At 62.5% G+C, this 25,424-nt stretch carries 27 protein-coding genes; 8 read left to right on the top strand and 19 right to left on the bottom strand.

Annotation, left to right across the window (positions count from 1 at the left end):
* Positions 1 to 93 precede the first annotated feature (93 nt).
* Together QMX97_RS22065 and QMX97_RS22070 are read right to left on the bottom strand one after the other, a co-directional pair.
* A complete protein-coding gene (locus QMX97_RS22065) occupies positions 94 to 855 on the bottom strand; it encodes a YdcF family protein (protein ID WP_106802540.1) in 762 nt (253 codons plus the stop codon).
* 99 nt (positions 856 to 954) lie between these two features.
* Positions 955 to 1,272: a hypothetical protein gene (locus QMX97_RS22070; protein ID WP_065910089.1), complete on the bottom strand. Its 318-nt coding sequence runs from the start codon at positions 1,270 to 1,272 to the stop codon at positions 955 to 957.
* 262 nt (positions 1,273 to 1,534) lie between these two features.
* On the opposite strand from QMX97_RS22070, the gene leuS reads away from it, so the two are divergent.
* The 5 genes from leuS (at position 1,535) to QMX97_RS22095 (ending at position 7,655) form a co-directional block, all read left to right on the top strand.
* Positions 1,535 to 4,141, top strand: coding sequence for a leucine--tRNA ligase (leuS, locus tag QMX97_RS22075; protein WP_282397613.1), 2,607 nt, complete (start codon positions 1,535 to 1,537; stop codon positions 4,139 to 4,141).
* An 88-nt stretch (positions 4,142 to 4,229) separates the two neighbouring features.
* Positions 4,230 to 4,835 (top strand): LPS assembly lipoprotein LptE, encoded by a 606-nt coding sequence (gene lptE / locus QMX97_RS22080; protein WP_120450085.1) that lies wholly within the window; start codon positions 4,230 to 4,232, stop codon positions 4,833 to 4,835.
* Between the two features lie 39 nt (positions 4,836 to 4,874).
* The gene (gene holA / locus QMX97_RS22085; protein ID WP_065910085.1) at positions 4,875 to 5,912 is read left to right on the top strand and encodes a DNA polymerase III subunit delta; all 1,038 of its coding nucleotides are present in this window, start codon (positions 4,875 to 4,877) and stop codon (positions 5,910 to 5,912) included.
* Between the two features lie 191 nt (positions 5,913 to 6,103).
* Positions 6,104 to 6,268: an alternative ribosome rescue factor ArfA gene (gene arfA, locus QMX97_RS22090; protein WP_003176285.1), complete on the top strand. Its 165-nt coding sequence runs from the start codon at positions 6,104 to 6,106 to the stop codon at positions 6,266 to 6,268.
* Between the two features lie 61 nt (positions 6,269 to 6,329).
* Positions 6,330 to 7,655: a lytic murein transglycosylase gene (locus tag QMX97_RS22095; RefSeq protein ID WP_282397614.1), complete on the top strand. Its 1,326-nt coding sequence runs from the start codon at positions 6,330 to 6,332 to the stop codon at positions 7,653 to 7,655.
* A gap of 366 nt (positions 7,656 to 8,021) precedes the next feature.
* Here the strand turns inward: QMX97_RS22095 and QMX97_RS22100 are convergent, their stop codons facing one another.
* The 13 genes from QMX97_RS22100 to QMX97_RS22160 form a co-directional block, all read right to left on the bottom strand.
* A complete protein-coding gene (locus QMX97_RS22100; protein ID WP_065910081.1) occupies positions 8,022 to 8,954 on the bottom strand; it encodes an LD-carboxypeptidase in 933 nt (310 codons plus the stop codon).
* Between the two features lie 153 nt (positions 8,955 to 9,107).
* A complete protein-coding gene (gene lipA / locus QMX97_RS22105) occupies positions 9,108 to 10,109 on the bottom strand; it encodes a lipoyl synthase (RefSeq protein ID WP_282397622.1) in 1,002 nt (333 codons plus the stop codon).
* Positions 10,110 to 10,135: 26 nt separating this feature from the next.
* Positions 10,136 to 10,783, bottom strand: a complete 648-nt coding sequence (gene lipB / locus QMX97_RS22110; protein ID WP_065910077.1) for a lipoyl(octanoyl) transferase LipB — start codon at positions 10,781 to 10,783, stop codon at positions 10,136 to 10,138.
* A complete protein-coding gene (locus QMX97_RS22115; RefSeq protein WP_043047980.1) occupies positions 10,783 to 11,064 on the bottom strand; it encodes a DUF493 domain-containing protein in 282 nt (93 codons plus the stop codon). Before QMX97_RS22115 ends, lipB begins: the two co-directional genes overlap by 1 nt.
* An 85-nt stretch (positions 11,065 to 11,149) precedes the next feature.
* Positions 11,150 to 12,307 (bottom strand): D-alanyl-D-alanine carboxypeptidase family protein, encoded by a 1,158-nt coding sequence (locus tag QMX97_RS22120; protein WP_065910075.1) that lies wholly within the window; start codon positions 12,305 to 12,307, stop codon positions 11,150 to 11,152.
* Positions 12,308 to 12,486: 179 nt separating this feature from the next.
* Positions 12,487 to 13,485, bottom strand: a complete 999-nt coding sequence (locus QMX97_RS22125; protein WP_065910074.1) for a septal ring lytic transglycosylase RlpA family protein — start codon at positions 13,483 to 13,485, stop codon at positions 12,487 to 12,489.
* Positions 13,485 to 14,495, bottom strand: coding sequence for a lytic murein transglycosylase B (gene mltB, locus QMX97_RS22130; protein WP_065910072.1), 1,011 nt, complete (start codon positions 14,493 to 14,495; stop codon positions 13,485 to 13,487). The genes QMX97_RS22125 and mltB overlap by 1 nt, the downstream gene beginning before the upstream one ends.
* Before the next feature lie 17 nt (positions 14,496 to 14,512).
* Complete coding sequence (gene rodA / locus QMX97_RS22135; RefSeq protein ID WP_065910334.1) at positions 14,513 to 15,616, bottom strand: rod shape-determining protein RodA; 1,104 nt, start codon at positions 15,614 to 15,616, stop codon at positions 14,513 to 14,515.
* Positions 15,617 to 15,647: 31 nt separating this feature from the next.
* Positions 15,648 to 17,546 (bottom strand): penicillin-binding protein 2, encoded by a 1,899-nt coding sequence (gene mrdA, locus QMX97_RS22140; RefSeq protein WP_065910070.1) that lies wholly within the window; start codon positions 17,544 to 17,546, stop codon positions 15,648 to 15,650.
* A 15-nt stretch (positions 17,547 to 17,561) separates the two neighbouring features.
* Positions 17,562 to 18,029: a 23S rRNA (pseudouridine(1915)-N(3))-methyltransferase RlmH gene (rlmH, locus tag QMX97_RS22145; RefSeq protein ID WP_003176297.1), complete on the bottom strand. Its 468-nt coding sequence runs from the start codon at positions 18,027 to 18,029 to the stop codon at positions 17,562 to 17,564.
* Positions 18,030 to 18,038: 9 nt separating this feature from the next.
* Positions 18,039 to 18,533, bottom strand: coding sequence for a ribosome silencing factor (gene rsfS / locus QMX97_RS22150; protein WP_003215432.1), 495 nt, complete (start codon positions 18,531 to 18,533; stop codon positions 18,039 to 18,041).
* A gap of 69 nt (positions 18,534 to 18,602) precedes the next feature.
* Positions 18,603 to 19,247: a nicotinate-nucleotide adenylyltransferase gene (nadD, locus tag QMX97_RS22155; protein WP_120450098.1), complete on the bottom strand. Its 645-nt coding sequence runs from the start codon at positions 19,245 to 19,247 to the stop codon at positions 18,603 to 18,605.
* Positions 19,247 to 20,512: a glutamate-5-semialdehyde dehydrogenase gene (locus tag QMX97_RS22160; protein WP_282397615.1), complete on the bottom strand. Its 1,266-nt coding sequence runs from the start codon at positions 20,510 to 20,512 to the stop codon at positions 19,247 to 19,249. The genes nadD and QMX97_RS22160 overlap by 1 nt, the downstream gene beginning before the upstream one ends.
* Before the next feature lie 174 nt (positions 20,513 to 20,686).
* Between QMX97_RS22160 and QMX97_RS22165 the strand changes: the two genes are divergently transcribed.
* Both QMX97_RS22165 and QMX97_RS22170 read left to right on the top strand, forming a co-directional pair.
* Positions 20,687 to 21,370 (top strand): DNA-3-methyladenine glycosylase, encoded by a 684-nt coding sequence (locus QMX97_RS22165; protein WP_120450102.1) that lies wholly within the window; start codon positions 20,687 to 20,689, stop codon positions 21,368 to 21,370.
* Between the two features lie 70 nt (positions 21,371 to 21,440).
* A complete protein-coding gene (locus QMX97_RS22170) occupies positions 21,441 to 22,757 on the top strand; it encodes a bifunctional DedA family/phosphatase PAP2 family protein (protein WP_282397616.1) in 1,317 nt (438 codons plus the stop codon).
* Here QMX97_RS22170 and QMX97_RS22175 read toward each other — a convergent pair.
* The 4 genes from QMX97_RS22175 to QMX97_RS22190 form a co-directional block, all read right to left on the bottom strand.
* Complete coding sequence (locus tag QMX97_RS22175) at positions 22,751 to 22,966, bottom strand: hypothetical protein (RefSeq protein WP_282397617.1); 216 nt, start codon at positions 22,964 to 22,966, stop codon at positions 22,751 to 22,753. The genes QMX97_RS22170 and QMX97_RS22175 overlap by 7 nt on opposite strands.
* A 101-nt stretch (positions 22,967 to 23,067) precedes the next feature.
* Positions 23,068 to 23,658, bottom strand: a complete 591-nt coding sequence (locus tag QMX97_RS22180) for an LON peptidase substrate-binding domain-containing protein (protein ID WP_065910057.1) — start codon at positions 23,656 to 23,658, stop codon at positions 23,068 to 23,070.
* Positions 23,659 to 23,679: 21 nt separating this feature from the next.
* Entirely contained in the window at positions 23,680 to 24,396 is a 717-nt protein-coding gene (locus QMX97_RS22185; protein ID WP_065910055.1) for an LrgB family protein, read from the bottom strand.
* A complete protein-coding gene (locus QMX97_RS22190; RefSeq protein WP_282397618.1) occupies positions 24,393 to 24,746 on the bottom strand; it encodes a CidA/LrgA family protein in 354 nt (117 codons plus the stop codon). The genes QMX97_RS22185 and QMX97_RS22190 overlap by 4 nt, the downstream gene beginning before the upstream one ends.
* A 165-nt stretch (positions 24,747 to 24,911) precedes the next feature.
* Here QMX97_RS22190 and QMX97_RS22195 point away from each other — a divergent pair, with 165 nt between their 5' ends.
* A complete protein-coding gene (locus tag QMX97_RS22195) occupies positions 24,912 to 25,367 on the top strand; it encodes a MaoC family dehydratase (protein WP_065910051.1) in 456 nt (151 codons plus the stop codon).
* The last annotated feature ends 57 nt before the right edge of the window (positions 25,368 to 25,424 follow it).

Below are 25,424 nucleotides of genomic sequence, written 5' to 3' on the forward strand. Positions count from 1 at the left end.
GGGCTTGCTCGCGAAGGCGTTGGTTCAGCCACAGCTACGTTGACTGACACACCCCTTCGCGAGCAAGCCCGCTCCCACATTTGCAGGGCGGCGCTAGCGGTAGAACAACCGATAACCCACCTGCCCTACCGCCTCGTTGATCAACTGTCCGCTCTGCCACACCGACTTGAATTCCGGCATCCAACCGCCCAGTGGCCGGGCATTGTCCACGCCCAGGAAGCCTACCGGCGCCGGGACCACGGTAAAGCCAGCCTTTTCAAAGCTCCACACCGAGCGCGGCATGTGCCAGGCCTGGGTCACCACCACCACGCGCTTGATGCCTTCGGGCAGCAATATTTCGGCACTCATTTGCGCATTTTCCCAGGTAGTACGGCTGCGCTCTTCCTTCCAGCGCACCGACACGCCGAAGTCGTCGTGCATCGACACCGCCATCAACTCGGCCTCGCTGGGCGGCGTGCCGTAATGCAGGCCGCCGGTGGTCAGCACCGGCAACCCGGATGCCTTGGCCAGGCGCGCGGCATAGCGCTGGCGCTCCAGGCCGATACCAGTCGGCTGATCTGCGCCCCATGCCGGGTCACCGCGTTCGCGGCCGGAGCCGAGCACCACAATGGCATCGGCACGCTGGGCCAGGGTCGACCAGTCTTCCCGCGCCAGCGGCGGTTCGGTCTCCAGCGCACGGGCGCCCCACTCCACCATCACCGGCAGGCTGATCAACCACATGCCGCCCAACCCGAGGGCAAAACAGACACCGGCCAAGCGTGGGCGGCTGCGACGAAACCACCAGGCAAGCGCCAGCAACAGCAAGAGGATGCCGGGCGGCAAGAGCAGTTGTTTAATGAAATAGCGAATAGGCATCGGGCATCTCCATAGATGCCCGAAGCCTAAGGTGTAACGGGGTTTAGCGACAATCTTTACGCTGACATGACGCGATAACGCAGCTCAGGGGGGAATGAACTACTTGTAGCGGACGGACCGGAGCTTTTCCGGGCCGCGACCGGCCGACAAGTCCTTGAGCCACACCACCTTGGCTGAGTGCGTGGGTTCCTTGGCTGGCGGGGGTGCTACCCAAGGAGGCGCACTGCGCCCGTTTCGTTCCAGATAAGCCTTGATCAGTTCCAGCTCCGCGCGGCTCAGACCGCGCAGTTCCAACTCGACAGGCCGTTCATCACGCAATCGGCCCGCTGTTCTCGCTGCATCCAATGCACGACCCAATCGGTCGATCAGTCCTTCGTAGATTTCCGGTTTCGTTGCGATTCGCTGCGATTCAACCATCCCCTCACCTCATTGAAGATATGACTCATTCCCCAATAAACAGCGTAGTCCTAGTGGCTGCACCTGCCTGGCGCCGCGACAGACGGCCCTGCCTGCGCAATCAGGGTTTCCCTCGATAGAGTGGGGTCATGTATGCTACGGCGCTTCCTGTAACTCCACTTCCCGCAGGGTTTGGGCACGGACGCGCCGCTTTTTGGTGTCGAACAACCCGGACAGTGCACCGAAGAGGATTAGGCCACCCCTATTCAGTTCAAAAGTAGCCATGCACGAACAATATCAGCCCCGTGAAATAGAAAATGCCGCCCAAACCTTCTGGGACGAGCAAAAGTCCTTTGAAGTCAGTGAACAGCCAGGCAAGGAGACTTACTACTGCCTATCGATGTTCCCTTACCCCAGCGGCAAGCTACACATGGGGCACGTGCGTAACTACACCATCGGCGACGTCATCTCGCGCTACCAGCGCATGCAAGGCAAGAACGTCCTGCAACCCATGGGTTGGGACGCCTTCGGCATGCCGGCAGAAAACGCCGCGATGAAAAACAACGTGGCGCCCGCCAAGTGGACCTACGAAAACATCGCCTACATGAAGACCCAGCTGCGCAGCCTGGGCCTGGCGGTAGACTGGTCTCGCGAAGTGACCACCTGCAAGCCGGATTACTACCGCTGGGAACAATGGCTGTTCACGCGCCTGTTCGAAAAAGGTGTGATCTACAAGAAGAGCGGCACCGTGAACTGGGACCCGCTCGACCAGACCGTACTGGCCAACGAGCAGGTGATCGACGGTCGCGGCTGGCGCTCCGGCGCGCTGATCGAAAAGCGCGAAATCCCGATGTACTACTTCAAGATCACCGCCTACGCGGATGAACTGCTGTCGAGCCTCGATGACTTGCCGGGCTGGCCTGAACAGGTCAAGACCATGCAGCGCAACTGGATCGGCAAGTCCAAGGGCATGGAAGTGCAGTTCCCGTACAACGTCGACTCGATCGGCGAAGCGGGCGCACTCAAAGTCTTCACCACCCGTCCGGACACCCTGATGGGCGCGACCTACGTCGCCGTGGCCGCTGAGCACCCGCTGGCCACCCAGGCCGCACAGAACAACCCTGAGCTGCAGGCGTTCATCGCCGAATGCAAAGGCGGCAGCGTGGCCGAAGCCGACGTCGCCACCCAGGAGAAAAAAGGCCTGCCGACCGGGCTGTTCGTCGAGCACCCGCTGACCGGCGAAAAACTGCCGGTGTGGGTCGCCAACTACGTGCTGATGCATTACGGCGATGGCGCAGTAATGGCAGTACCGGCCCACGACGAACGCGATTTCGAGTTCGCCACCAAATACAGCCTGCCGATCAAGTCCGTGGTGCGCACCAGCTCGGGCGACACCAACCCGGCCCCGTGGCAGGACGCCTACGGCGAGCACGGCACACTGATCAACTCCGGTGAATTTGACGGCCTGGACTTCCAGGGCGCTTTCGACGCGATCGAAGTTGCACTGGTGAAGAAAAACCTCGGTGCCTCGCGCACCCAGTTCCGCCTGCGCGACTGGGGCATCAGCCGCCAGCGCTACTGGGGCTGCCCGATCCCGATCATCCACTGCGACAGCTGCGGTGACGTCCCCGTGCCGGAAGACCAACTGCCGGTCGTCCTGCCGGAAGACGTGGTGCCGGACGGCGCTGGCTCGCCCCTGGCGCGCATGCCCGAGTTCTACGAGTGCAGCTGCCCGAAATGCGGCCAGCCTGCCAAGCGTGAAACCGACACCATGGACACCTTCGTCGAGTCCTCGTGGTACTACGCACGCTACGCTTCGCCGCACTATGAAGGCGGCCTGGTGGAAAAATCCGCGGCCGACCACTGGCTGCCGGTAGACCAGTACATCGGCGGTATCGAACACGCCATTCTTCACCTGCTGTACGCGCGCTTCTTCCACAAGCTGATGCGCGACGAAGGCCTGGTGAGCTCCGATGAGCCGTTCAAGAACCTGCTGACCCAGGGCATGGTGGTCGCCGAGACCTACTATCGCCGCGAAGCCAACGGCGCCTACACCTGGTTCAATCCGGCCGACGTCGAGCTCGAGCGCGACAGCAAAGCCAAGGTCATCAGCGCCAAGCTGATCGCCGACGGCCTGCCGGTGGAAATCGGTGGCACCGAGAAGATGGCCAAGTCGAAGAACAACGGCGTCGACCCCCAGTCGATGATCGACCAGTTCGGCGCCGACACCTGCCGCCTGTTCATGATGTTCGCCTCGCCGCCCGACATGAGCGCCGAATGGTCCGACTCCGGCGTCGAAGGTTCGCACCGTTTCCTCAAGCGCGTCTGGCGCCTGGCGCATGCCCACATCAGCCAGGGCCTGCCGGGCAAGCTGGATATCGCCGCACTGAGCGACGAGCAGAAAGCCATTCGCCGCAGCACCCACCTGGCAATCAAGCAAGCCAGCCAGGACGTGGGCCAGAACCACAAGTTCAACACCGCCATCGCCCAGGTGATGACGCTGATGAACGTGCTGGAAAAAGCCCCACAGGCCACCGAACAGGACCGCGCGCTGGTACAGGAAGGCCTGGAAACAGTCACCCTGCTGCTCGCGCCGATCACCCCGCACATCAGCCACGACCTGTGGAGCCGCCTGGGCCACAGCGACGCGGTGATCGATGCGCGCTGGCCGGTGCAGGACGACAGCGCCCTGGTACAGGACACGCTGCAGCTGGTAATCCAGGTCAACGGCAAGCTGCGTGGCCAGATCGACATGCCGGCCACCGCTACTCGCGAGGAAGTCGAAGCAGTCGCACGCGTCAACGAGAACGTGCTGCGCTTTACCGAAGGCCTGACGATCCGCAAAGTGATCGTGGTGCCTGGCAAACTGGTCAACATCGTCGCTAGCTAATCGGATCGGGCGCAGGGCTTGAGCCCTGCGCCGAACAAAGCCTTCAGGGCCTCGATAAGGCCCACATGGTTTCAAGGGGAGCAACAAAATGATCAAACGCAACCTGCTGGTTATGGGCCTCGCCGTGCTGCTGAGCGCTTGCGGCTTCCAGCTGCGCGGTACCGGCACCAACGAACTGGCGATCAAGGAACTGGACGTCAGCGCCCGCGACGCCTACAGCGAAACCGTCACCCAGCTGCGTCAGGTCCTGGAAAACAGCGGCGTTCACGTCTACACCGGCGCGACCTACAAGCTGTTCCTGGCCAATGAAAAAGAGACCCAGCGCAACCTGAGCTACGCCAGTGCCGGCCGTGCCTCTGACATCGAACTAAGCACCGTGCTCAGCTTTGAAGTCCAGGGTCGCGATCACCTGCCCTTGATGAATGACGACATCCAGGTGCAGAAAATCGTCAGCCACGACGGCAACAACCTCGTGGGCTCGGACTCCGAAATCATCCAGGTGCGCAAGGAAATGCGTCGTGAGCTGGTACAGCGCATGGTCCTGCGCCTGTCGATGATCACCCCGGAACAACTCGCGACCTTGCAACAACGCGCTGACGACAAGGCCAAGGCCGATGCCGACGCGCTGAAAGCGGCGCAAGAGTACGAAGACAACACGCCGAAACAGTCGCCTGTTGAAGTCCCAGTCGAGTAAGCCCGACGGGGCGCCCCAGGCGCCCCGTTCGCCCTGCCTATGAAACTCGCCCCCGCCCAACTCGCCAAACACCTGCAAGGTGGCCTCGCGCCTGTCTACATTGTCAGCGGGGATGACCCGCTGCTGTGCCAGGAAGCCGCCGACGCCATTCGCACCGCCGCACGCCAGCAAGGCTTCGATGAACGCCAGGTCTTCAGCGCCGACGCCAGTTTCGACTGGGGCACGTTGCTGCAAGCCGGCGCGAGCATGTCGCTGTTTGCCGAAAAGCGCCTGCTGGAACTGCGCCTGCCTTCGGGCAAGCCCGGCGACAAAGGCGCGGCCGCCCTGATGGAATACTGCTCGCGCCCCGCCGAGGACACGGTGCTGTTGATCAGCCTGCCCAAGCTTGACGGCAGCGCACAGAAAACCAAGTGGGGCAAGGCCCTGGTGGAAGGGGCGCAAACCCAGTTCATCCAGATCTGGCCGGTGGACAGCAACCAGTTGCCGCAATGGATTCGCCAGCGCCTGTCCCAATCCGGCCTGTCGGCGACCCAGGACGCCGTGGAGCTGATCGCCGCCCGCGTGGAAGGCAACCTGCTTGCCGCCGCCCAGGAGATCGAGAAGCTCAAGCTGATGGCCGAAGACGGGCAGATTACCGTCGAGACCGTCCAGGGCGCCGTGGCCGACAGTGCGCGTTTTGACGTGTTCGGGCTGGTGGACGCGATCCTCAACGGTGAACCCGCCCACGCCCTGCGCATGCTCGAAGGCCTGCGCGGCGAAGGCGTCGAGCCACCGGTGATTCTCTGGGCGCTGGCCCGCGAACTGCGGGTACTGGCCAATATCTCCCTGCAATACAGCCAGGGCACGCCGCTGGACAAATGCTTCAGCCAGGCCCGGCCGCCGGTATGGGACAAGCGCAAACCCCTGATGAGCAAAGCCCTGCAACGGCACTCGGCGCAACGCTGGGCGCAACTGCTGCTGGAAGCGCAGCGCATCGATGCGCAGATCAAGGGCCAAGCGGCCGGTTCGCCATGGATGAGCCTGAGTCGCCTGTCGCTGTTGATGGCCGGCCAGCGCCTGACATTGCCCGCCGAATAGCCCAGCGCCCTGTAGGCGCCGGCCGGCCGGCGATGAGCCCCTCGGGGGCAGCCGTGATCCCAGGAACGCCATCGCCCGCCAATCGGTGCCTACAAGTTATGGCGCACGGTCTGACATATCAGCGGGCTTTACAGCGGCGCAACTTCGGCAGATTATTTGCGCCGTTGCCCCACCCCACGAGAGTACCGACCATGAGCAAAAAGCCATCCAAGCATGGCCCCAACAAGGCCAAATCCATCATCGCCCAGCCACTGTTCCGCAGCCGTCAGGAACGCGCCGGCAAGGGCAAAGGCAGCTACCGCCGCGAAGCCTTCCAGTCTAATAGCTGGGAGGCTTCTTACTTTCTGGCTGCCTGAAGGCAAGCGCCCCTCTGGCATGATAAGGTCTGCACCTGATTTGTAATCCCTGGACCTGTGCATGCCCTCTAGTCTTTCCCGTCGTTGGCACCTTCGCCAATTGATCGCTGCCTCCAGCCTCATTCTGCTTGTCGCCTGCGCGGAAAAACCCACCGCTGCTGACGCCCAGCCCCTGCCGACGCTCCAGACCGCCCCTGTCGCAGCGCCCGCCGTCGTCGCCCCGCTGGCCGTGGACAACCTCGATATCCAACCGACCCAGACCTTTGCCGAATGGCAGGCTGGCTTTCGTGTGCAAGCCCTGCAGGCCGGCATCACTGCCGCCGTGTTCGACAATGCCTTCGCCAATGTCACCCCCGACATGGCCGTGATTCGTGCCGACCGCAGCCAGCCGGAATTTTCCCGTCCGGTGTGGGAATACCTCGACGGCGCGCTGTCGCCGGTGCGGGTGCGCAATGGCCAGGCGCTGCTGATCAAGTACACTGACATCCTGCAAAGCATCGAACAACGCTACGGCGTCGACCGTCAGGCACTGGTATCGGTGTGGGGCATGGAGAGTAACTTCGGCCAGTTCCAGGGCAACAACTCCGTGATCCGCTCCCTGGCGACCCTCGCCTATGAAGGCCGTCGCCCGGCCTTTGCCCAGGCGCAATTGCTCGCGGCGCTGCAGATCATCCAGCACGGCGATATCCAGGCCGACCAGATGAAAGGCTCCTGGGCTGGCGCCATGGGCCAGACCCAGTTCATCCCGACGACCTACAACACCCACGCCGTGGACTTCGACGGCGACGGTCGCCGCGACATCTGGAACAGCCCTGCCGATGCCCTCGCCTCCACCGCGCATTACCTGCAAAGCTCCGGCTGGCAGAAAGGCCAGCCGTGGGGCTTTGAAGTCAAGCAATTGCCGGCGAACTTCGACTATGCACTGGCCGATGGCGGCATCCGCAAAAGCGTGGCCGAATGGCTGAAGTTGGGGATTCAGTTGCCACCTGGCGCGAGCCTGCCACCGAATGTCGATTCGTTATCCGCCGCCCTGCTGCTGCCGGCCGGCTACCGTGGGCCGGCGTTCCTGGTGCTGGATAACTTCCGCGCGATCCTCAAGTACAACAACTCGTCGTCCTATGCATTGGCGGTGGGGCTGCTGTCGGAGCGCTTCGCCGGCGGCGGCGTGATTCGTGGCGATTGGCCCAAGGATGAGCTGCCGCTGAGTCGCTCCCAGCGCATAGACCTGCAGACGGCGCTGAGCGCCAAAGGCTATGACGCCGGCAACCCGGACGGCATCATCGGCGCCAACACGCGCAAGGCGATTCGTGCAGCCCAGCAGGCGCTGGGCTGGCCGGCGGATGGCTATCCGACAGTGAAACTGCTGGAGTCACTGCAGAACCGGTAGGGCGTCGTAAAGCAATTACCGCTATTGCAGGCAAGCCAGCTCCCACAGGGGAATGCATTCCAAATGTGGGAGCTGGCTGGCCGGCAGATGGCTATCCGACAGTGAAACTGCTGGAGTCACTGCAGACCCGGTAAGGCGTCGTAAGGCAACTACCGCTATCGCAGGCAAGCCAGCTCCCACAGGGGAATACATTCCAAATGTGGGAGCTGGCTGGCCGACGGTTAAACTGCTGGAGTCGCTGCAAACCCGGTAGAGCGTCGTAAGGCAACTACCGCCATCGCAGGCAAGCCAGCTCCCACAGGGGAATGCATTCCAAATGTGGGAGCTGGCTTGCCTGCGAAGACGGCCTGACGGGCAACATCAAACTCAGCCTTTGAGCACGACATCCTGCTCCAGCACCAACCGCTTCTCCCCCGCATCCAACCGCACCAGCGCGCCCATCGGCAGCGTCAGGTTCGGGTCGCAATGCCCGCTGCGCCAGCCAGACAACACCGGAATGCCCAATGGGGCGAAGGTCTGTTTAAGCAGGCGCTCCAGCGCCACAGCGTCCACACCCGCCACATCCCCCACCAGCACACCGGCCACTTGTGCAAGCTTGCCCGCCAGGCGCAGGTGCGTCAGCAGGCGGTCGATGCGGTAGATCGGCTCGTTGACGTCCTCGATCAACAGGATGATGCCCTGCGCGTCGATTTCAAACGGGGTGCCCATGACCGCGGCGATCATCGACAGGTTGCCACCCAGCAAGCGCCCACAGGCAATGCCAGGCTCAATCGTGGTCAACGGGTACGCCACCGGGTGTGCCAACAGGCTGCCGCTGCCCAACTGCCCCCGCAGCAGGCTGAACAAGGAAGACTCGGTGGGTTGTTGCTTGTCGCCGAGCAGGTCGGCATTGAGCATCGGGCCGTGGAAGGTCACGAAACCGGCGTAGCGGCTGATCGCCAGGTGCACCGCGGTGATGTCGCTGTAACCCACGAACGGCTTGGGATTGGCGCGCAGCAGGTCGAAATCCAGGCGATCGAGCAAGCGCGGCGTGCCATAGCCTCCGCGCAGGCAGAAGATCGCATCGATTTCAGGGTCGGCGAAGGCGGTATGGAGGTCATGCAAGCGCACGTCATCGCTGCCGGCCAGGTAGCCGTCGCGCTCATACACACCGGGAAAGATTCGCAGGTCGTAGCCACGGGCACGCATCCATTGCCCGGCTTTTTCAACGTCCAGCGCGGCAGGGCCGGCGGGGGCGATCAGGGCGATGGTGCCTTCACTGCGTAAAGCAGGTACGGCGGCCGCGAGTTGAGTGGTCATCCATGCTCTCCATATCGGTGACGCAGAAACAACTGTAGGAGCTGGCTTGCCGGCGATGCGGACACTTCGATGCAACAGATGCACCGAGGTGAGGCTATCGCAGGCAAGCCAGCTCCCACACAAACCGGCTTCTACAATTGGATCGGGGCCGGCTTACGAAACCAGGCTGGCCTTGACCAGCTTGGCCTGTTCGTCAGCGTGGTACGAGGAACGTACCAGCGGGCCCGAGGCGACGTTCTTGAAGCCCATCTTGTAGCCTTCCTCGGCGAACCAGGCGAAGGTGTCCGGGTGCACGAAGCGCTGGACCGGCAAGTGGCTGCGGGACGGCTGCAGGTACTGGCCCAGGGTCAGCATGTCGATGTCGTGTTCGCGCATGCGCTTCATGACTTCGATCACTTCGTCGTCGGTCTCGCCCAAGCCCAGCATCAGGCCGGATTTGGTCGGGATGTGCGGCATCATCTGCTTGAATTTCTGCAGCAGGGTCAGCGACCACTGGTAGTCCGAACCCGGGCGCGCGGCCTTGTACAGGCGTGGCACGGTTTCCAGGTTGTGGTTGAACACATCCGGCGGCTCGGCAGCGGTGATTTCCAGCGCTACGTCCATGCGGCCACGGTAGTCGGGCACCAGGGTTTCGAGCATCACGTTCGGCGACAGTTTGCGAATTTCGCGGATGCAGTCGGCAAAGTGCTGGGCACCGCCGTCACGCAGGTCGTCACGGTCTACCGAGGTGATCACCACGTACTTGAGTTTCAGGTCGGCGATGGCGATGGCCAGGCTTTCCGGTTCGTTGGCGTCCAGTGGCTTCGGCCGGCCGTGGCCGACGTCGCAGAACGGGCAACGACGGGTGCAGATATCACCCATGATCATGAACGTGGCGGTGCCGCCGGAGAAGCACTCACCCAGGTTCGGGCAGGAGGCTTCTTCGCACACGCTGTGCAGCTTGTGTTTGCGCAGCAGGGCCTTGATACGGTCGACTTCCGGCGAAACCGGGATGCGCACGCGGATCCAGTCAGGCTTCTTCGGCAGTTCGGTGGTCGGGATGATCTTGACCGGGATGCGTGCAACCTTCTCGGCGCCGCGCAGCTTGACGCCGGCTTCCACCTTGGCACGCGGGGCCGGGGCCGGACGCTCGGTGATGTCCAGCGTCGGGATCATGGTTTGCACTGCATCAGTAGTCATAATCAGTCGATTCCGCCCGTGAGGGTCGTCTGCTCAGCATAGTCGAGGTGTTTGACGAGCTGCGCACGCAGCCGGGCACTTACCTCGGCAAATTTAATCGGTGTGGCGTGGTCGCTCAGTTGGGTCATCGCCAGCCCGGCGTAACCGCACGGGTTGATCCGCCGAAACGGCGCCAGGTCCATGTCCACGTTCAAGGCCAGGCCATGAAAGGAACAACCGTGGCGGATGCGCAAACCGAGGGAGGCGATTTTCGCGCCGTCCACATACACACCGGGTGCATCGGGCTTGGCCGCGGCGGTCACGCCGTAACTGGCCAACAGCTCGATCAGGCAAGCCTCCATGCGGCTCACAAGGTCGCGTACGCCAAACCCAAGCTTGCGTACGTCCAGCAGCAGGTACGCCACCAGTTGACCCGGCCCATGGTAAGTCACTTGGCCACCTCGGTCGACCTGCACCACCGGAATATCACCCGGCAGCAGCAGATGTTCGGCCTTGCCGGCCTGGCCCTGGGTAAATACCGGCGGGTGTTCCACCAGCCAGATCTCATCGGGGGCCGAGCTGCCGCGCTCATTGGTGAAGCGCTGCATGGCGTGCCAGACGGGCTCATAGTCCATCTGGCCGAGCTCGCGAAAGCCCAGGGTATGCGACATCACAGCACCATGTGCACGAAGCCGGTGGCCCGCAGTTCACTGTTGATGTTGTAGAGCTGGTCCTGATCCGTGGCAACGATGTGCAACTGGATCGTGGTGTATTTGCCGGTGGAGCTCTGACGCTCGTCCACACGGTTGTCGTTGATCGTCGCGTGTTTTCTGACGATCTCGAGAATCTTGTCCTTGCGGCCCACGCCGGTATCGCTGATCACCTTGACGGGATAATCCGTCACTGGGAATTCGATCTTTGGCGCCTTTACTTCTACTTCTTTATCGGTCATGGCGAAACGGCCTCGTAAGCGTAAGCCGTGGCGACGGGCAAAGCCCCGTGTCGGATCAACACGGGGCTTTGCAGGTGCACACTAATCAGTTGAACAAGCTGTAGAAGAATAGACGGATGCTATCCCACACGCGGCGGAAGATACCACCTTCGTCGACGGCGTCCAGCGCGATCAGGTCGGCGCTGTGCACCACCTTGTCGTCCAGTTTCACTTCGACCTTACCGATCACGTCACCCTTGGCGATTGGCGCGACCAATTGCGGGTTCATGGTCATGCTGGCCGCGAGCTTTTTCAGCTGGCCTTTAGGCATGGTCAGGGTCAGGTCTTCAGCCAGGCCGGCCTTGACCTGCGAGGTTGCGCCTTTCCAGACCGGAGCGGTCGCCAGCTCAGCACCCTTCTGATAGAAGGTCTGGGTTTCGAAGAAGCGGAAACCGTAGGTCAGCAGTTTTTGCGTCTCGGCCGCACGGGCCTGCTCGCTGTTGGTGCCGAATACGACGGCGATCAGGCGCTGGCCATCACGTACGGCGGACGAAACCATGCAGTAACCGGCTTCTTCGGTGTGGCCGGTTTTCAGACCGTCGACGGTCTTGTCGCGCCACAGCAGCAGGTTGCGGTTAGGCTGCTTGATGTTGTTCCAGAAGAATTCCTTCTGGGAGTAGATCGCGTAGTGCACCGGATCGACGCGGATAATCGCGCGCGCCAGGATCGCCATGTCGTGAGCCGACGAGTAGTGCTCTGGGTTTGGCAGGCCGGTCGGGTTCATGAAGTGGCTGTTGGTCATGCCCAGGTCAGCCACGGTTTTGTTCATCATGTCGGCGAACGCGTCTTCGCTGCCGGCGATGTGCTCGGACAGGGCCACGCTGGCGTCGTTACCGGACTGAATGATGATGCCGTGCAGCAGGTCGCTCACGGTCACTTGCGAGCCGACCTTGATGAACATCCGCGAACCGCCGGTGCGCCAGGCGTTTTCGCTGACGGTAACCGGGTCGTTCTCGCCGATCTGGCCGCGACGGATTTCCAGGGTCGCGATGTAGGCGGTCATCAGCTTGGTCAGGCTGGCTGGGGGCAGGCGCTGGTCACCGTTGTTCTCGACCAGCACGTTGCCGCTGGCGGCATCCATGAGGACCCAGGCCTTGGCAGCCAGTTGCGGGGAAGCCGGCACCATTTCAACCGCCCAGGCGGCCGGGGTGATGATCAGCGAAAGAAGCAGGCACGTGCGTTTGGCTAAGGTGGTGATGTTCATCCGTCTCTCGAAATTGCTTATGGAAACTTGCCCTCGCGGGCAAAACTTATTCAGACAGCCCGCTACCAGACTGTCACGTGTTCGGTTGCCCGCTCACCCCTTGCCCCTGGGTTTTTATTGTTCAACGAGCCAACAACCAGGGTTCAAGCCCGCGCACGGGCCAGAACCATCAATCTTTCTTATTCGGCGGTGACCACGCTGGGTTGCCCCAGGTTGGCCAGGCGCACGCTGTTCTGCACTTGCGCGACCTCGCTCGGCGAGCCGATCGGGCCCATGCGCACACGGTGCAGGGTCTGCTGGTTACGCACGATGGAGCTGATGAAGACCGGCGCGCTGACCATGCTGCTCAGCTTGGACCTTAACAGTTCTGCCGCATCCGGGTTGGCGAAAGCGCCCACCTGCAGGTACTGCCCGCCCGCCATCGAACTGCCCGGCGCGGCCTGAGGCACGGCCACGGTGTCCGGCGCGTGCTGCGCCGGCGGCGGTGTCCACTGCTCGACCTTGCCGGCCGACGCGGTAATCTGTGGTTGCGGCGTTTGCGGTTCGTTGAGCATCAACGGCGCCGGCTTGCCACGCTGGGCCCAGTACTGCGCCGGGTCGATGCCTTCGACCTTGACCCGCGCGGTGCCGGTTTCGGCGTAGCCGAGTTTCTTCGCGGCGGCGTAGGACAAGTCGATGATCCGGTCCGAATAGAACGGCCCACGATCGTTGACGCGCAGGATCACCGTGCGATTGTTGTCCAGGTTGGTCACGCGCACATAGCTGGGCAGCGGCAGGGTCTTGTGCGCCGCGCTCATGCCATACAGGTCATACACTTCGCCATTGGCGGTGTTCTGGCCATGGAACTTGGTGCCGTACCAGGACGCCGTGCCCGATTGCACGTAGGTCTTGGATTCCTGCAGCGGGAAATAGGTCTTGCCCAGCACGGTATACGGGTTGGCCTTGTAGGCGCCGGTGTGCAGGGTTGGCGTGGCATCCGGGATCTTCGATACGTCGACATCCCACCATGGCGCGCCATCTTTGTGCGCGCGGTTGATGTCCAGGCCAGGCTGGGAACGGATGGCGGTGCCGCCGGACTTCTGCGCCGGACCGCGACTGGTGGAACAACTGACAACCAGCAAGGACAACGCGGCGAACGCCACCAGCTTGAGCGGTTTATTGAACGGCGATGCCCGCATTACTTGTTGCCCCGTGCTTGGACCAGCATGTCTGACAGCTGATGCACGGCCATGGCGTACATCACACTGCGGTTATAACGCGTGATTGCGTAGAAATTCTTCAGGCCCATCCAGTATTCAGGGCCATTTTCGCCTTCGAGGCGGAACGCCGTCACCGGCATATCATCGCGTGGCGCATTCTGACTCGACCAGCCCAGCGCCCGCAACTCCCCGACCGTCTTGGCCGGCTCGATACCCTGGGTCAGGCCTTCATCGGCGCGATCGCCGGTCACATCGGCGCGGATCACCACCGGTTCGCCGGCGACCCAGCCGTGGCGCTTGAAGTAGCTGGCCACACTGCCGATGGCGTCGTCGGGATTGCTCCAGATATTGATGTGTCCGTCGCCGTCAAAATCCACGGCATAAGCGCGGAAGCTGCTCGGCATGAACTGCGGCAGGCCCATGGCACCGGCGTAGGAACCCTTGAGGGTCAGCGGGTCGACCTGCTCTTCGCGGGCCAACAGCAGGAACTCACGCAGCTCCTTGCGGAAGAAGTCGGCGCGCGGCGGGTAGTCGAAACCCAGGGTCGACAGGGCATCGATCACCCGGTAGCTGCCGGTGTTGCGGCCGTAGAAGGTTTCGATGCCGATAATTGCGACAATCACCTGGGCCGGCACGCCGTACTCCTGCTCGGCGCGGGCCAGTACGGCCTCGTGCTGGCGCCAGAAGTCCACGCCACGGGCCACGCGGGCGTCGGTCAGGAACATCGGACGATATTCCTTCCACTGCTTCACGCGCTCGGCGGGACGGGAGATGGCGTCGAGAATCGCCTGCTTGCGCTGGGCTTCGCGGAACACGCCCATCAGTTGTTCACCGGCGAAACCGTAGTCGCGGGTCATCTCACCGACAAATTCGGCGACCTGGGGTGAGCCATCGTAGTCACCGGCCTGCACCTCCTGCGTTGCCCCCAGCAGCCCGATCAGGCCCATCCAGGACGCATGCCGAGTCGCCCAGCCGCGCATTACTTGCATTGACATCTTCACCTTATTCAAACCTGTGCGATCCATTTGCGATGCGTATGAATCGACATCAAAACCCCAAACGCTGACAGCAATGTCACCAGCGAAGTTCCGCCGTAGCTAATGAACGGCAACGGCACCCCAACCACCGGCAACAGGCCACTGACCATACCGATGTTGACGAAAACGTAAACAAAAAAAGTCATGGTCAGGCTGCCGGCGAGCAATTTGCCGAACAGCGTCTGCGCCTGCGCGGTGATCACCAGGCCGCGACCAATCAACAGCAAATAAATCAGCAACAGCGCGCAAATGCCCACCAGGCCGAATTCTTCGCCCATCACCGCAATAATGAAGTCGGTGTGGCTCTCGGGCAGGAAGTCCAGGTGCGACTGGGTGCCCAGTAACCAACCCTTACCAAATACACCGCCGGAACCGATGGCGGCCTTCGACTGGATAATGTTCCAGCCGGTGCCCAGCGGGTCGCTTTCCGGGTCGAGGAAAGTCAGGATCCGTTGCTTCTGGTAGTCGTGCATGAAGAAGAACCACATGGCCACGGCCACCGGCACGGCGGCGGCCAGCACGCTGAGGATCCAGCGCCAGCGCAGCCCGCCCATGAACAGCACGAACGCACCGCCCGCCAGGATCAGCAGCGAGGTGCCGAGGTCTGGCTGGCGCACGATCAGGATAAACGGCACGCCGATCAGGAACAGGCTGATGGCCACATGCTTGAGCTGCGGCGGCAAGGTGCGTTTGGACAGATACCAGGCAATGGTCGCCGGCATCAGGATCTTCATGAATTCCGACGGCTGGAAGCGAATCACCCCGGGAATGTTGATCCAGCGCGTCGCCCCCATGGCGTTGTGGCCCATCACGTCCACCACCACCAATAGCAATACGCCGGCAACGTAGCCCAAGGGCACCCACCGCGCCATGAAACGCGGTTCGAGCTGGGCAATCACCAGCATCGACAACAGGCCAAGGCCGAACGACGAGGCCTGCTTGATCAGCAGGTCCCAGTTCTTGCCGCTGGCCGAATACAGCACGAACAGGCTGCCGGCCGCCAGGGTCAGGAGCAGGATCAGCAACGGGCCATCGATGTGCATGCGCTGCAGCAACGTCGCGCGGCGACGCATCACATCCTCGCTGGAGAGGATGCGGTCAAAATTACTCTTCACTGGCCGTAACCTCGGTGCTTGAAGGGGGGCCGCCATATTCGGGCTTGAGCCTGCCGTCGTCGGCCAACAGCCAGGCATCCATCACTTGGCGCACCACGGGCGCAGCAACGCCGGAGCCGGACTCGCCGTTCTCGACCATCACCGCCACCACGATTTTCGGGTCGTCCGCCGGGGCAAAGCCGACAAACAAGGCGTGGTCACGGTGGCGCTCCTGAACCTTGGAGCGGTCATATTTCTCGCCCTGCTTGATCGCGACCACCTGGGCGGTCCCGCTCTTGCCGGCAATGCGGTACTGCGCGCCGACCGCCGCCTTGCGCGCGGTGCCACGGGCGCCGTGCATCACTTGCTGCATGCCGTGGTTGACCTTGGTCCAGTCCGACGGGTCGCGCAGCACGATGTCCGGGATCGGGTTTTCATCCAGCGGCTTTTCGCCCTCGATGGTCCTGGCCAGGTGCGGCCGATTCCAGACGCCTTTGTTCGCCACCAGCGCCGTGGCCTGGGCCAGTTGCAGCGGCGTGGCCTGCATGTAGCCCTGGCCGATCCCGAGGATCAGGGTTTCGCCCGGGAACCAGGCCTGGCGACGGGTCGCGCGCTTCCACTCGCGCGATGGCATCAGGCCAGGGGATTCCTCGAACATGTCCAGGGAGACTTTCTGGCCCAGGCCGAACTTGCCCATGTAGGCAGACAAACGGTCGATGCCAAGCTTGTGGGCCAGGTCGTAAAAATAGGTGTCGTTGGAGCGCATGATCGCGGTGTCCAGGTCGACATAGCCGTCACCGGTGCGGTTCCAGTTACGGTATTTGTGATCGTAGTTGGGCAGCATGTAGTAGCCCGGGTCGAACACGCGGCTGGAGGCGGTGACCACGCCCGCATCCAGGCCGGCAATCGCCACCGCCGGCTTGATCGTCGAACCCGGCGGGTACAGGCCGCGCAACACGCGGTTGAACAGCGGTCGGTCGATGGAATCACGCAACTCGGCGTAGGCCTTGAAGCTGATCCCGGTAACGAACAGGTTAGGGTCGAAGCTCGGCTGGCTGACCATCGCCAGCACTTCGCCGGTATTCGGGTCCAGCGCCACGACCGCGCCACGACGCCCACCCAGGGCCATCTCCGCCGCTTCCTGCAGCTTGATGTCCAGGCTCAGCACAATGTCCTTGCCCGGCACCGGGTCGGTCCGCTTGAGCACCCGCAGCACGCGCCCGCGCGCGTTGGTTTCGACTTCTTCGTAACCTACCTGGCCGTGCAGTTCCGGCTCGTAGAAACGCTCGATGCCGGTTTTGCCGATATGGTGGGTGCCGCTGTAGTTGACCGGGTCGAGGCTTTTCAGCTCTTTCTCGTTGATCCGCCCCATGTAGCCGACCGAGTGCGCAAAGTGCGGCCCCTGCGGGTAGTGACGCACTAACTGTGCGACCACTTCCACGCCCGGCAGGCGGAACTGGTTCACCGCGATCCGCGCGATCTGCTCTTCGGTCAGCTCAAACAGGATCGGCACCGGCTCGAAAGGCCGGCGCCCCTGCTTCATGCGCTTCTCGAAAATCACCCGGTCTTCCGGAGTCAGCTGCAGCACCTCGACAATGACATCGAGGATCTGCTGCCAGTCGCCGGAACGCTCGCGGGTCATGCTCAGGCTGAAGCTGGGACGGTTATCCGCGACCACCACGCCATTGCGGTCGAAAATCAGGCCACGGGTCGGCGGAATCGGCTGCACGTGCACCCGGTTGTTTTCCGACAAGGTGGAGTGATAGTCGTACTGGATCACCTGCAGGAAATACAGGCGGGCAATCAGCACCCCCAACAGCACCACGACCATGATCGCGCCAAACACCACGCGCGCGCGTACCAGACGTGCGTCTTTCTCGTGGTCCTTGATGCGGATCGGCTGGGTCATCGGGAGGGGCGCAGATTATTTGTGGTAAGGGTGCCCGGACAGAACTGTCCAGGCGCGATACAGCTGTTCACCGATCAGGATCCTTACCAACGGGTGCGGCAGCGTCAGCGCCGACAGCGACCAGCGCTGATCCGCCCGTGCGCAGACTTCCGGCGCCAGCCCTTCCGGGCCGCCAACCATGAAGTTGACCGTGCGCGAGTCCAGGCGCCAGCGATCCAGCTCGACCGCCAGTTGCTCGGTGCTCCAGGGTTTGCCGTGCACTTCGAGGGTGACGATGCGCTCGTTGGGGCCGACCTTGGCCAGCATGGCCTCGCCTTCCTGACGGATAAAGCGTGCCACGTCGGCATTCTTGCCCCGGGTATTGAGCGGTATCTCTACCAGTTCCAGCGACAGCTCAGCGGGCAGACGCTTGGCATACTCGTGCCAGCCTTCTTCCACCCACTTGGGCATGCGTGAACCGACAGCAATCAGACGCAGGCGCACAGCCGTTCCTTATTCCTGGTCTTTGTTGAGCTTGTCGAAGTGCGCGTGGCCCACTTCCGGGCTGTGGTGCTTGCCGTCAGCCGCACGGCTCTGCTCGGCGCCTTTCCACAGACGCTCCAGGTCGTAGAACTGACGGGCGTTGGAAGTCATCATGTGAACGATCACGTCGTCCATGTCCAGCAGCACCCAGTCGCTGTCGCCCTTGCCTTCTTCACCCAGCGGCTTGACGCCCTGGGCCTTGACGGCTTCGCGGACCTTGTCGAGCATCGCGCCGATCTGGCGGTTGGAGGTACCGGTGGCGATGATCATGAAGTCGGTGATGCTCTGCTTGTCGCGTACGTCCAGGACCTGGATGTCCTGGGCCTTCACGTCTTCCAGGGCCGCCACGGCGACTTTTACCAGCTCTTCGCCAGCCAGCTCAGGGCCGGTGTGCGCTTCGACCGGCAGCGGGGCGCTTTTGAACGTGCCTTTGCGCTTAACTTTGCTTACGTCTTTGTTCGTCATAAAAAACTCGTTTTGCTCGTATGTTCGGGCGCTTGCTGCACGGTTGTCCGTGCGTTCAAGCGCGCCTTTTCAGTTCGACGCACGGTAAAGCCCGTGCGCATCGATGTAGGCCAGGACCGCGTCAGGCACCAGGAAACGTACCGACTTCCCGCTGGCCAGCAGTTGACGGATCTGGGTGGCGGACACCGCAAGCGGGGTCTGCCAGACGAATGCAATATTCCCGTTCGGCCCGGTCAGGGCCAAGGGGTCACTTACCGACCGCGCGGCCAGCAGGTTGCGCAAGGCATCCGGCGGTTCGCTGTCGGCATCCGGGCGTTGCAAAACCAGGATGTGGCAATGCTGGAGGAGTTCCTCCCAGCGATGCCAAGAGGGCAGGCCGCAAAATGCGTCCCAGCCCAAAAGCAGAAACAACTGGTCATCCGCGGCCAACTCGGCGCGCATCAGCTCCAGGGTGTCGACAGTGTAGGACGGTTTATCGCGCTTGAGCTCGCGATCGTCCACCACCAGCGGCGCTATGCCTTCCACGGCAAGGCGCACCATTTCCAGGCGCTGCTGCGGCGACACCTGTGGAGTATCGCGATGCGGCGGCCGGAAATTGGGGATCAGGCGCAGTTCGTCCAACGCCAGGGCATCCGCGACTTCCAGGGCACTGCGCAAATGGCCGATGTGCACGGGGTCGAAGGTGCCACCGAGCAGCCCGATGCGTTTAGCCATCAAGTGCGCACATGACCGTCGCCGAACACCACGTACTTCTCGCTGGTCAGGCCTTCCAGGCCAACCGGGCCGCGTGCGTGGAGCTTGTCGGTGGAGATGCCGATCTCCGCCCCCAGGCCATACTCGAAGCCGTCGGCAAAACGCGTCGAGGCATTGATCATCACCGAAGCGGAATCCACTTCGTTGAGGAAACGCCGGGCATCGCTGAAATGCTCGGAAACAATGGCATCGGTGTGCTTGGAGCCGTAGGTGTTGATGTGTTCGATGGCCTCGTCGAGGTCGTCGACAATCTTGATCGACAGGATCGGCGCGGTGTATTCGGTGTACCAGTCCAGCTCGGTCGCCTCGATCACCTCCGCGCCGAGCAGCGCACGGGTGCGCTCGCAACCCCGCAGCTCCACGCCCTTGTCACGGTAGATGGCAGCCAGCGGCGGCAGCACGCGCTCGGCAATGCCTGCGTGCACCAGCAGGGTTTCCATGGTGTTGCACGGGGCGTAGCGGTGAGTCTTGGCGTTGTCGGCGATGCGGATCGCCTTGTCGATATCGGCGGCCACGTCGATAAACACGTGGCACACGCCGTCCAGGTGCTTGATGACAGGCACCTTGGCATCGCGGCTGACGCGTTCGATCAGGCTCTTGCCACCGCGCGGCACGATCACATCGACGAATTCCGGCATGGTGATCAAGGCACCCACGGCGGCGCGGTCGGTGGTTTCCACCACTTGCACCACTTCAGCCGGCAACTCGGCCACCGCCAGGCCCTGCTGGATGCAAGCGGCAATGGCACGGTTGGAATTGATCGCTTCGGAGCCGCCACGCAGGATGGTGGCATTGCCTGACTTGAGGCACAGGCTCGCGGCGTCGATGGTCACGTTCGGGCGCGACTCATAGATGATGCCGATCACGCCCAGCGGCACCCGCATCTTGCCAACCTGGATGCCGGACGGCAGGTAACGCATGTCGCGGATTTCACCGATGGGGTCAGGCAGCTTGGCCACCTGACGCAGGCCTTCGATCATATCGTCGATACGTGCCGGGGTCAGCGCCAGGCGGTCCAGCAGCGCAGCCTCCAGGCCATTGGCGCGGCCGTTGGCCAGGTCCTGTTCGTTGGCGGCGGTCAGCTCGGAGCGCGAGGCGTCCAGAGCGTCGGCGGCTGCCAGCAGGGCACGGTTCTTCTGCGCGGTGCTCGCACGGGCGATCAACCGCGAGGCCTGACGGGCAGCGCGACCCAGGCGGGTCATGTAGTCAAGAACGGACTCAGTCATGGTCAGGGAGTCTTGGCAAAGAGGAAAGCGGCAGATTATAGCTGTGACGCCGCCCGACTGACAGCGGTGAGGGGCGGATGGTCGAAATGAACTGTAAAAACCTGGGGTTCAGCGGTAATTAAGGTGGGAGTTGTTATTATTCCGTCACATTTAGCCGTAATAACCCTGAACGCCATGTCCGGTTTGACCCCGCAACTCCCCGCCAGCGCCCTGCCCGACAGCTTCTTCGACCGCGATGCACAATTGCTCGCGCGCGAATTGCTCGGAAAAGTCATACGCCATCGTGTCGGCGATATCTGGCTTTCGGCGCGAATTATTGAAACCGAAGCCTATTACGTGGCCGAAAAAGGCAGCCACGCCTCACTCGGTTACACAGAAAAGCGTAAGGCTTTGTTTCTGGATGGCGGCCATATCTACATGTACTACGCCCGTGGCGGCGATTCGCTGAACTTCAGCGCCCACGGCCCGGGCAATGCGGTACTGATCAAATCGGCCTATCCGTGGGTCGATGAACGCTCCGGCCCCGCCAGCCTGGCGCAGATGCTGTTGAACAATCCGAACGCCGACGGCAGCCCCCGCGCCTCGCAGAAGCTGTGCGCCGGGCAGACGCTGCTGTGCAAAGCGCTGGGCCTGAAGGTGCCGGTTTGGGACGCCAAGCGCTTCGATCAGGACTTGCTCTATGTGGAAGACGTCGGCCAGTCACCCACACAGATCATCCAGACCACCCGCCTGGGCATCCCCAGTGGCCGTGACGAACACTTGATGTACCGCTTCGTGGACGCGGGCTATGCGCCGTATTGCACGCGCAACCCGCTGCGTCGGGGCCAGGTCGAAGGCCGCGATTATTTTTTGATGTGATCACACGGCCTGCAGGAGCCCGGCTTGCCGGGCGCGTGCAAGGTGTACGAACTTGGATGGAGTGGATTGTATGGGCCAATGGCTCGATAGCATTACCGGCTGGCTGACGCTCAACCCGCAATGGCTGGCGGTGGCGGTGTTTATCGTCGCGTGCGTGGAATGCCTGGCGATTGCCGGACTGATCGTGCCTGGCACGGTGTTGCTGTTCGCCATCGCTGCCTTGGCCGGCAGTGGTGCGCTGTCGTTGAGCGAAACCCTGTTGCTGGGGTTCCTCGGAGGGCTGTTGGGCGATGCTGTGTCCTATTATCTGGGGCGTCATTTCCACCAGAACATTCGCCGCCTGCCAGGTCTGCGCCACCACCCCGAGTGGATGAGCGGCGCAGAGACCTACTTCCACAAGTACGGCATCGCCAGCCTGTTGGTCGGACGTTTCATCGGCCCGCTGCGCCCGATGCTGCCAATGGTGGCCGGCATGTGCGACATGCCGTTTCCGCGCTTTGCCGCCGTCAGCATTCTAGCGGCCGCCGGCTGGTCGGTGGCCTACCTGTTGCCAGGCTGGGCGACCGGCGCCGCGTTTCGCCTGCCATTGCCGCCAGGGTTCTGGCCGGAAGCGGGGATTGTCGCGGCCTGCCTGGCGATACTGCTGGGGCTGAGCTTGAACAGCAGCCTGCGCGGGCATCGTCGCGCGACGCTGTGGATCGGCTGCGCCAGCCTGACGCTGTTGATCGCACTGTTTATCGGCTATCCGCACCTCAACGACTTTGACCAGGGCCTCAGTGCGCTGGTCCAGGAACATCGCAGCGCCTGGCTGGACGAGATGATGGTGCGGATTACGCAGTTGGGTGAGTTCAAGAAGATGTTCGTCGCCAGCGCCGTCTTCACCGGCCTGCTGCTTCTGGCACGGCAATGGCGGCATGCCGTGTTTGTCGGCGCCACACTGGCCGGGGCGGCGGTGATCAATACCGGGACCAAGCTGTTTTTCGCGCGCGGTCGCCCGGAGATCCTGACCGACCCACTCACCAGCTTCAGCATGCCCAGCGGGCACGCGTCCGGCGCGTTCGCGTTTTTCCTGGCATTGGCGGTATTGGCCGGTCGCGGCCAGCCCACGCGGTTGCGCCTGACCTGGATGCTGCTGGGCTGCATCCCCGCCGCTTTTATCGCATTGTCCCGGGTGTACCTGGGCGCTCATTGGCCCACCGATATCCTGGCGGGCACGCTGCTGGCGATGACCGTGTGTGCGTTCAGCCTGACCGTCAGCCAGTACCGCAGCCCATTGCCGCCGATGCCGCGCAAAGCCTGGTGGCTGTTACTGCCGGCGATAGTGGCGGTGCTGAGTTTTATCGCCTTTACCGGCACACCGCACGCGCTGCTCAGGTATGCCTACTGACTCCGGGCCGGCCCCAACCAATCGACGGGAGCAACGCGACGCTCAATACAGCGTTCGCGTCGCTCCAACAGCATCTCATCGGCAACCTCTGCGGCGCGCTCGGCGATGTATTCCGCACCGCGCTTGGCGTCCGACTGCAGCAATTGCCCGGCAATGCTGACAAAAAAAGCGTCCCAGACCGCCTGCTCCGATTGCGCTAGCCGAATCATGTCCATCCCCCGATCATCGTTATGTGATCGGCGACTATTTCAGGCAACGCAGAGCGGGCCGCGAAGAAACGTCCGAAAGCAGCGCCGGAGTTTTCCGAAACTCAGGTGAACAGCTCGCCTTGCAGTTCATCGAGCAACATCTGGATCGCGTCCAGCCGTTGCTGCGGGTCGTCGAGCTGCAGCAGGTCGATCTTGTCGGCCTCGGTGAACGGCAGCAGATACGCCAGCTGGTTGCCCAGGGCTTGCTGGCCGTCGGCGTGGGCGCCCATGTCCAGCGAGGCGACCATCGGGTGTTCGGCCAGGGCCTGCAGCAAGGCCAGGAGGTCGGCGTCCTCTTCTTCCAGCGCCTGGTCCGGTTGTTCTTCCAGCCACTGCACCTCGGCCACCAGCAACTGGTCTTTCTGCACGCCGGCGTCACGCACGCGGAAGCGACGGCCACCTTCGACGCGAATCCCAAGCAGGCCGTTGTCCTGTTGCTTGAAGTCGCGAATCAGCGCTTCGCAGCCGATCAGCGCGTAGCCGTCCGGGGCGATGCCCACTTCCTTGCCGTCGAGGATGCACACCACGCCGAAGCTTTCGCCCTTTTTCAGGCAGCGGCTGATCATGTCCAGATAGCGCGCCTCGAACAGTTGCAGGTCGAGGGTGCAGCCAGGGAACAGCACGGTATTGAGCGGGAACAGCGCCAGACTCATAAAGGTTTCCTTAAACCCGGTTTAAACAATCACCGACACAGCCAGCGGCAGGAACACCGCCGTGGCCACGCCCATCAGACTCATGGCCAGCGCTGCAAAGGCGCCGCACTCTTCGCTTTCCTGCAGGGCCACCGAGGTGCCGACAGCGTGGGCGGTCATGCCCAGCGCCATGCCGCGCGCCTCGGGGCTGCGCACCCCCAGGCGCGACAGGTAAGCAGGCCCGATCATCGCGCCGATCACCCCGGTGATCAGTACAAACACCGCCGCCAATGCGGCCACGCCGCCGATCTGCTCGGCCACCAGCATGGCGATCGGCGAGGTCACCGACTTGGGCGCCATCGTCATCAGCATCCTATGCTCGGCGCCAAACCACCACCCCAGCAACACACACAGGCCGGTGGCCAACACGCCACCTATCACCAGCGTAGTAAAAATCGGCCAGAACAATTGGCGAATCCGCCGCAGGTTCAAGTACAGCGGCACCGCCAGGGCCACGGTCGCGGGGCCGAGCAGGATGCTCATGATCTCGGTGCTCTTGCGGTACTCGGCGTAGCTCAGCCCGCAGGTGAGCAACACGCCAATCACCAGCAGCATGGAAACCAGCACCGGCTGCAGGAAAATCCAGCGGGTTTTCTCAAAGCCCGCGAGTACCAATTGATACGCGCCGAGGGTGATACCGATGCCAAACAGAGGGTGGTGAATCACGGCTGTCCACGCGCCTTGCCAGTCGAAGATCATTGATCCTTCTCCTTGCGCTTGACCATGTGCTCCATCAACAGGCCGACAAAGCCCATGGCGATCACCAGCGACACCACCAGCGCGCCGACGATTGCCCAGAAGTCGGCGGCAATGTCCTTGGCATACACCATCACCCCCACCGCCGGCGGCACCAGCAGCAACGGCAAATAGCGCAACAGGCTGCTGGCCGCCAGGCTCAGGGGCTCGCCGACTTCGCCGCGCCACACCAGGTAGCCGAGCATCAACAGCAGGCCAATGATCGGGCCCGGCAGCACCGGTAACAGCAAATGATTGATCGCCGTGCCGATCAATTGAAACAGCACCAGCCATGTCAGACCGCGTAACAGCATCCGTTCTCTCCCCCCTCAAGACCCGCCCGCATTATAAGCATGCCCGCCCTATGCATCGGCATTCGCCAAAAGCATGGTGGGTTGACCGGGCTGATTGGCCATGATGATCTACATTGGTTCTCTGTAACCCATAAAAACAGCACCGATGAACCAAGGAGAGACGCAATGCCCTATGTACCCGTAGCGCAGCTCAAAGATTATGTCGGCAAGGAACTGGGACGTTCCGAATGGCTCACCATCGACCAGGCTCGTATCAACCTGTTCGCCGAGGCCACCGGCGATCACCAGTTCATCCATGTCGACCCGGTCAAGGCCGCGCAGACGCCGTTCGGCACCACCATCGCCCATGGTTTCCTGTCGTTGTCGCTGATGCCCAAGCTGATGGAAGACCTGCTGATCGTGCCCGAAGGCTTGAAGATGGCCGTCAACTATGGCCTGGACAGTGTGCGGTTTATCCAGCCGGTGAAGGTCAATTCCAAGGTGCGCCTGAACGTGACCCTCAATGACGTCACCGAGAAAAAGCCCGGCCAATGGCTGCTCAAGGCCACCGCGACCCTGGAAATCGAAGGCCAGGAAAAACCCGCTTACGTAGCCGAGTCGTTGTCGCTCTACTTCGTGTAACCACCCGCCCCCATGTAGGAGCTGGCTTGCCAGCGAAAAACGCACAGCCGCCGCATT

The sequence above is a fragment of the Pseudomonas sp. PS01298 genome (assembly GCF_029959745.1).
Taxonomy (GTDB): domain Bacteria; phylum Pseudomonadota; class Gammaproteobacteria; order Pseudomonadales; family Pseudomonadaceae; genus Aquipseudomonas; species Aquipseudomonas aylmerensis.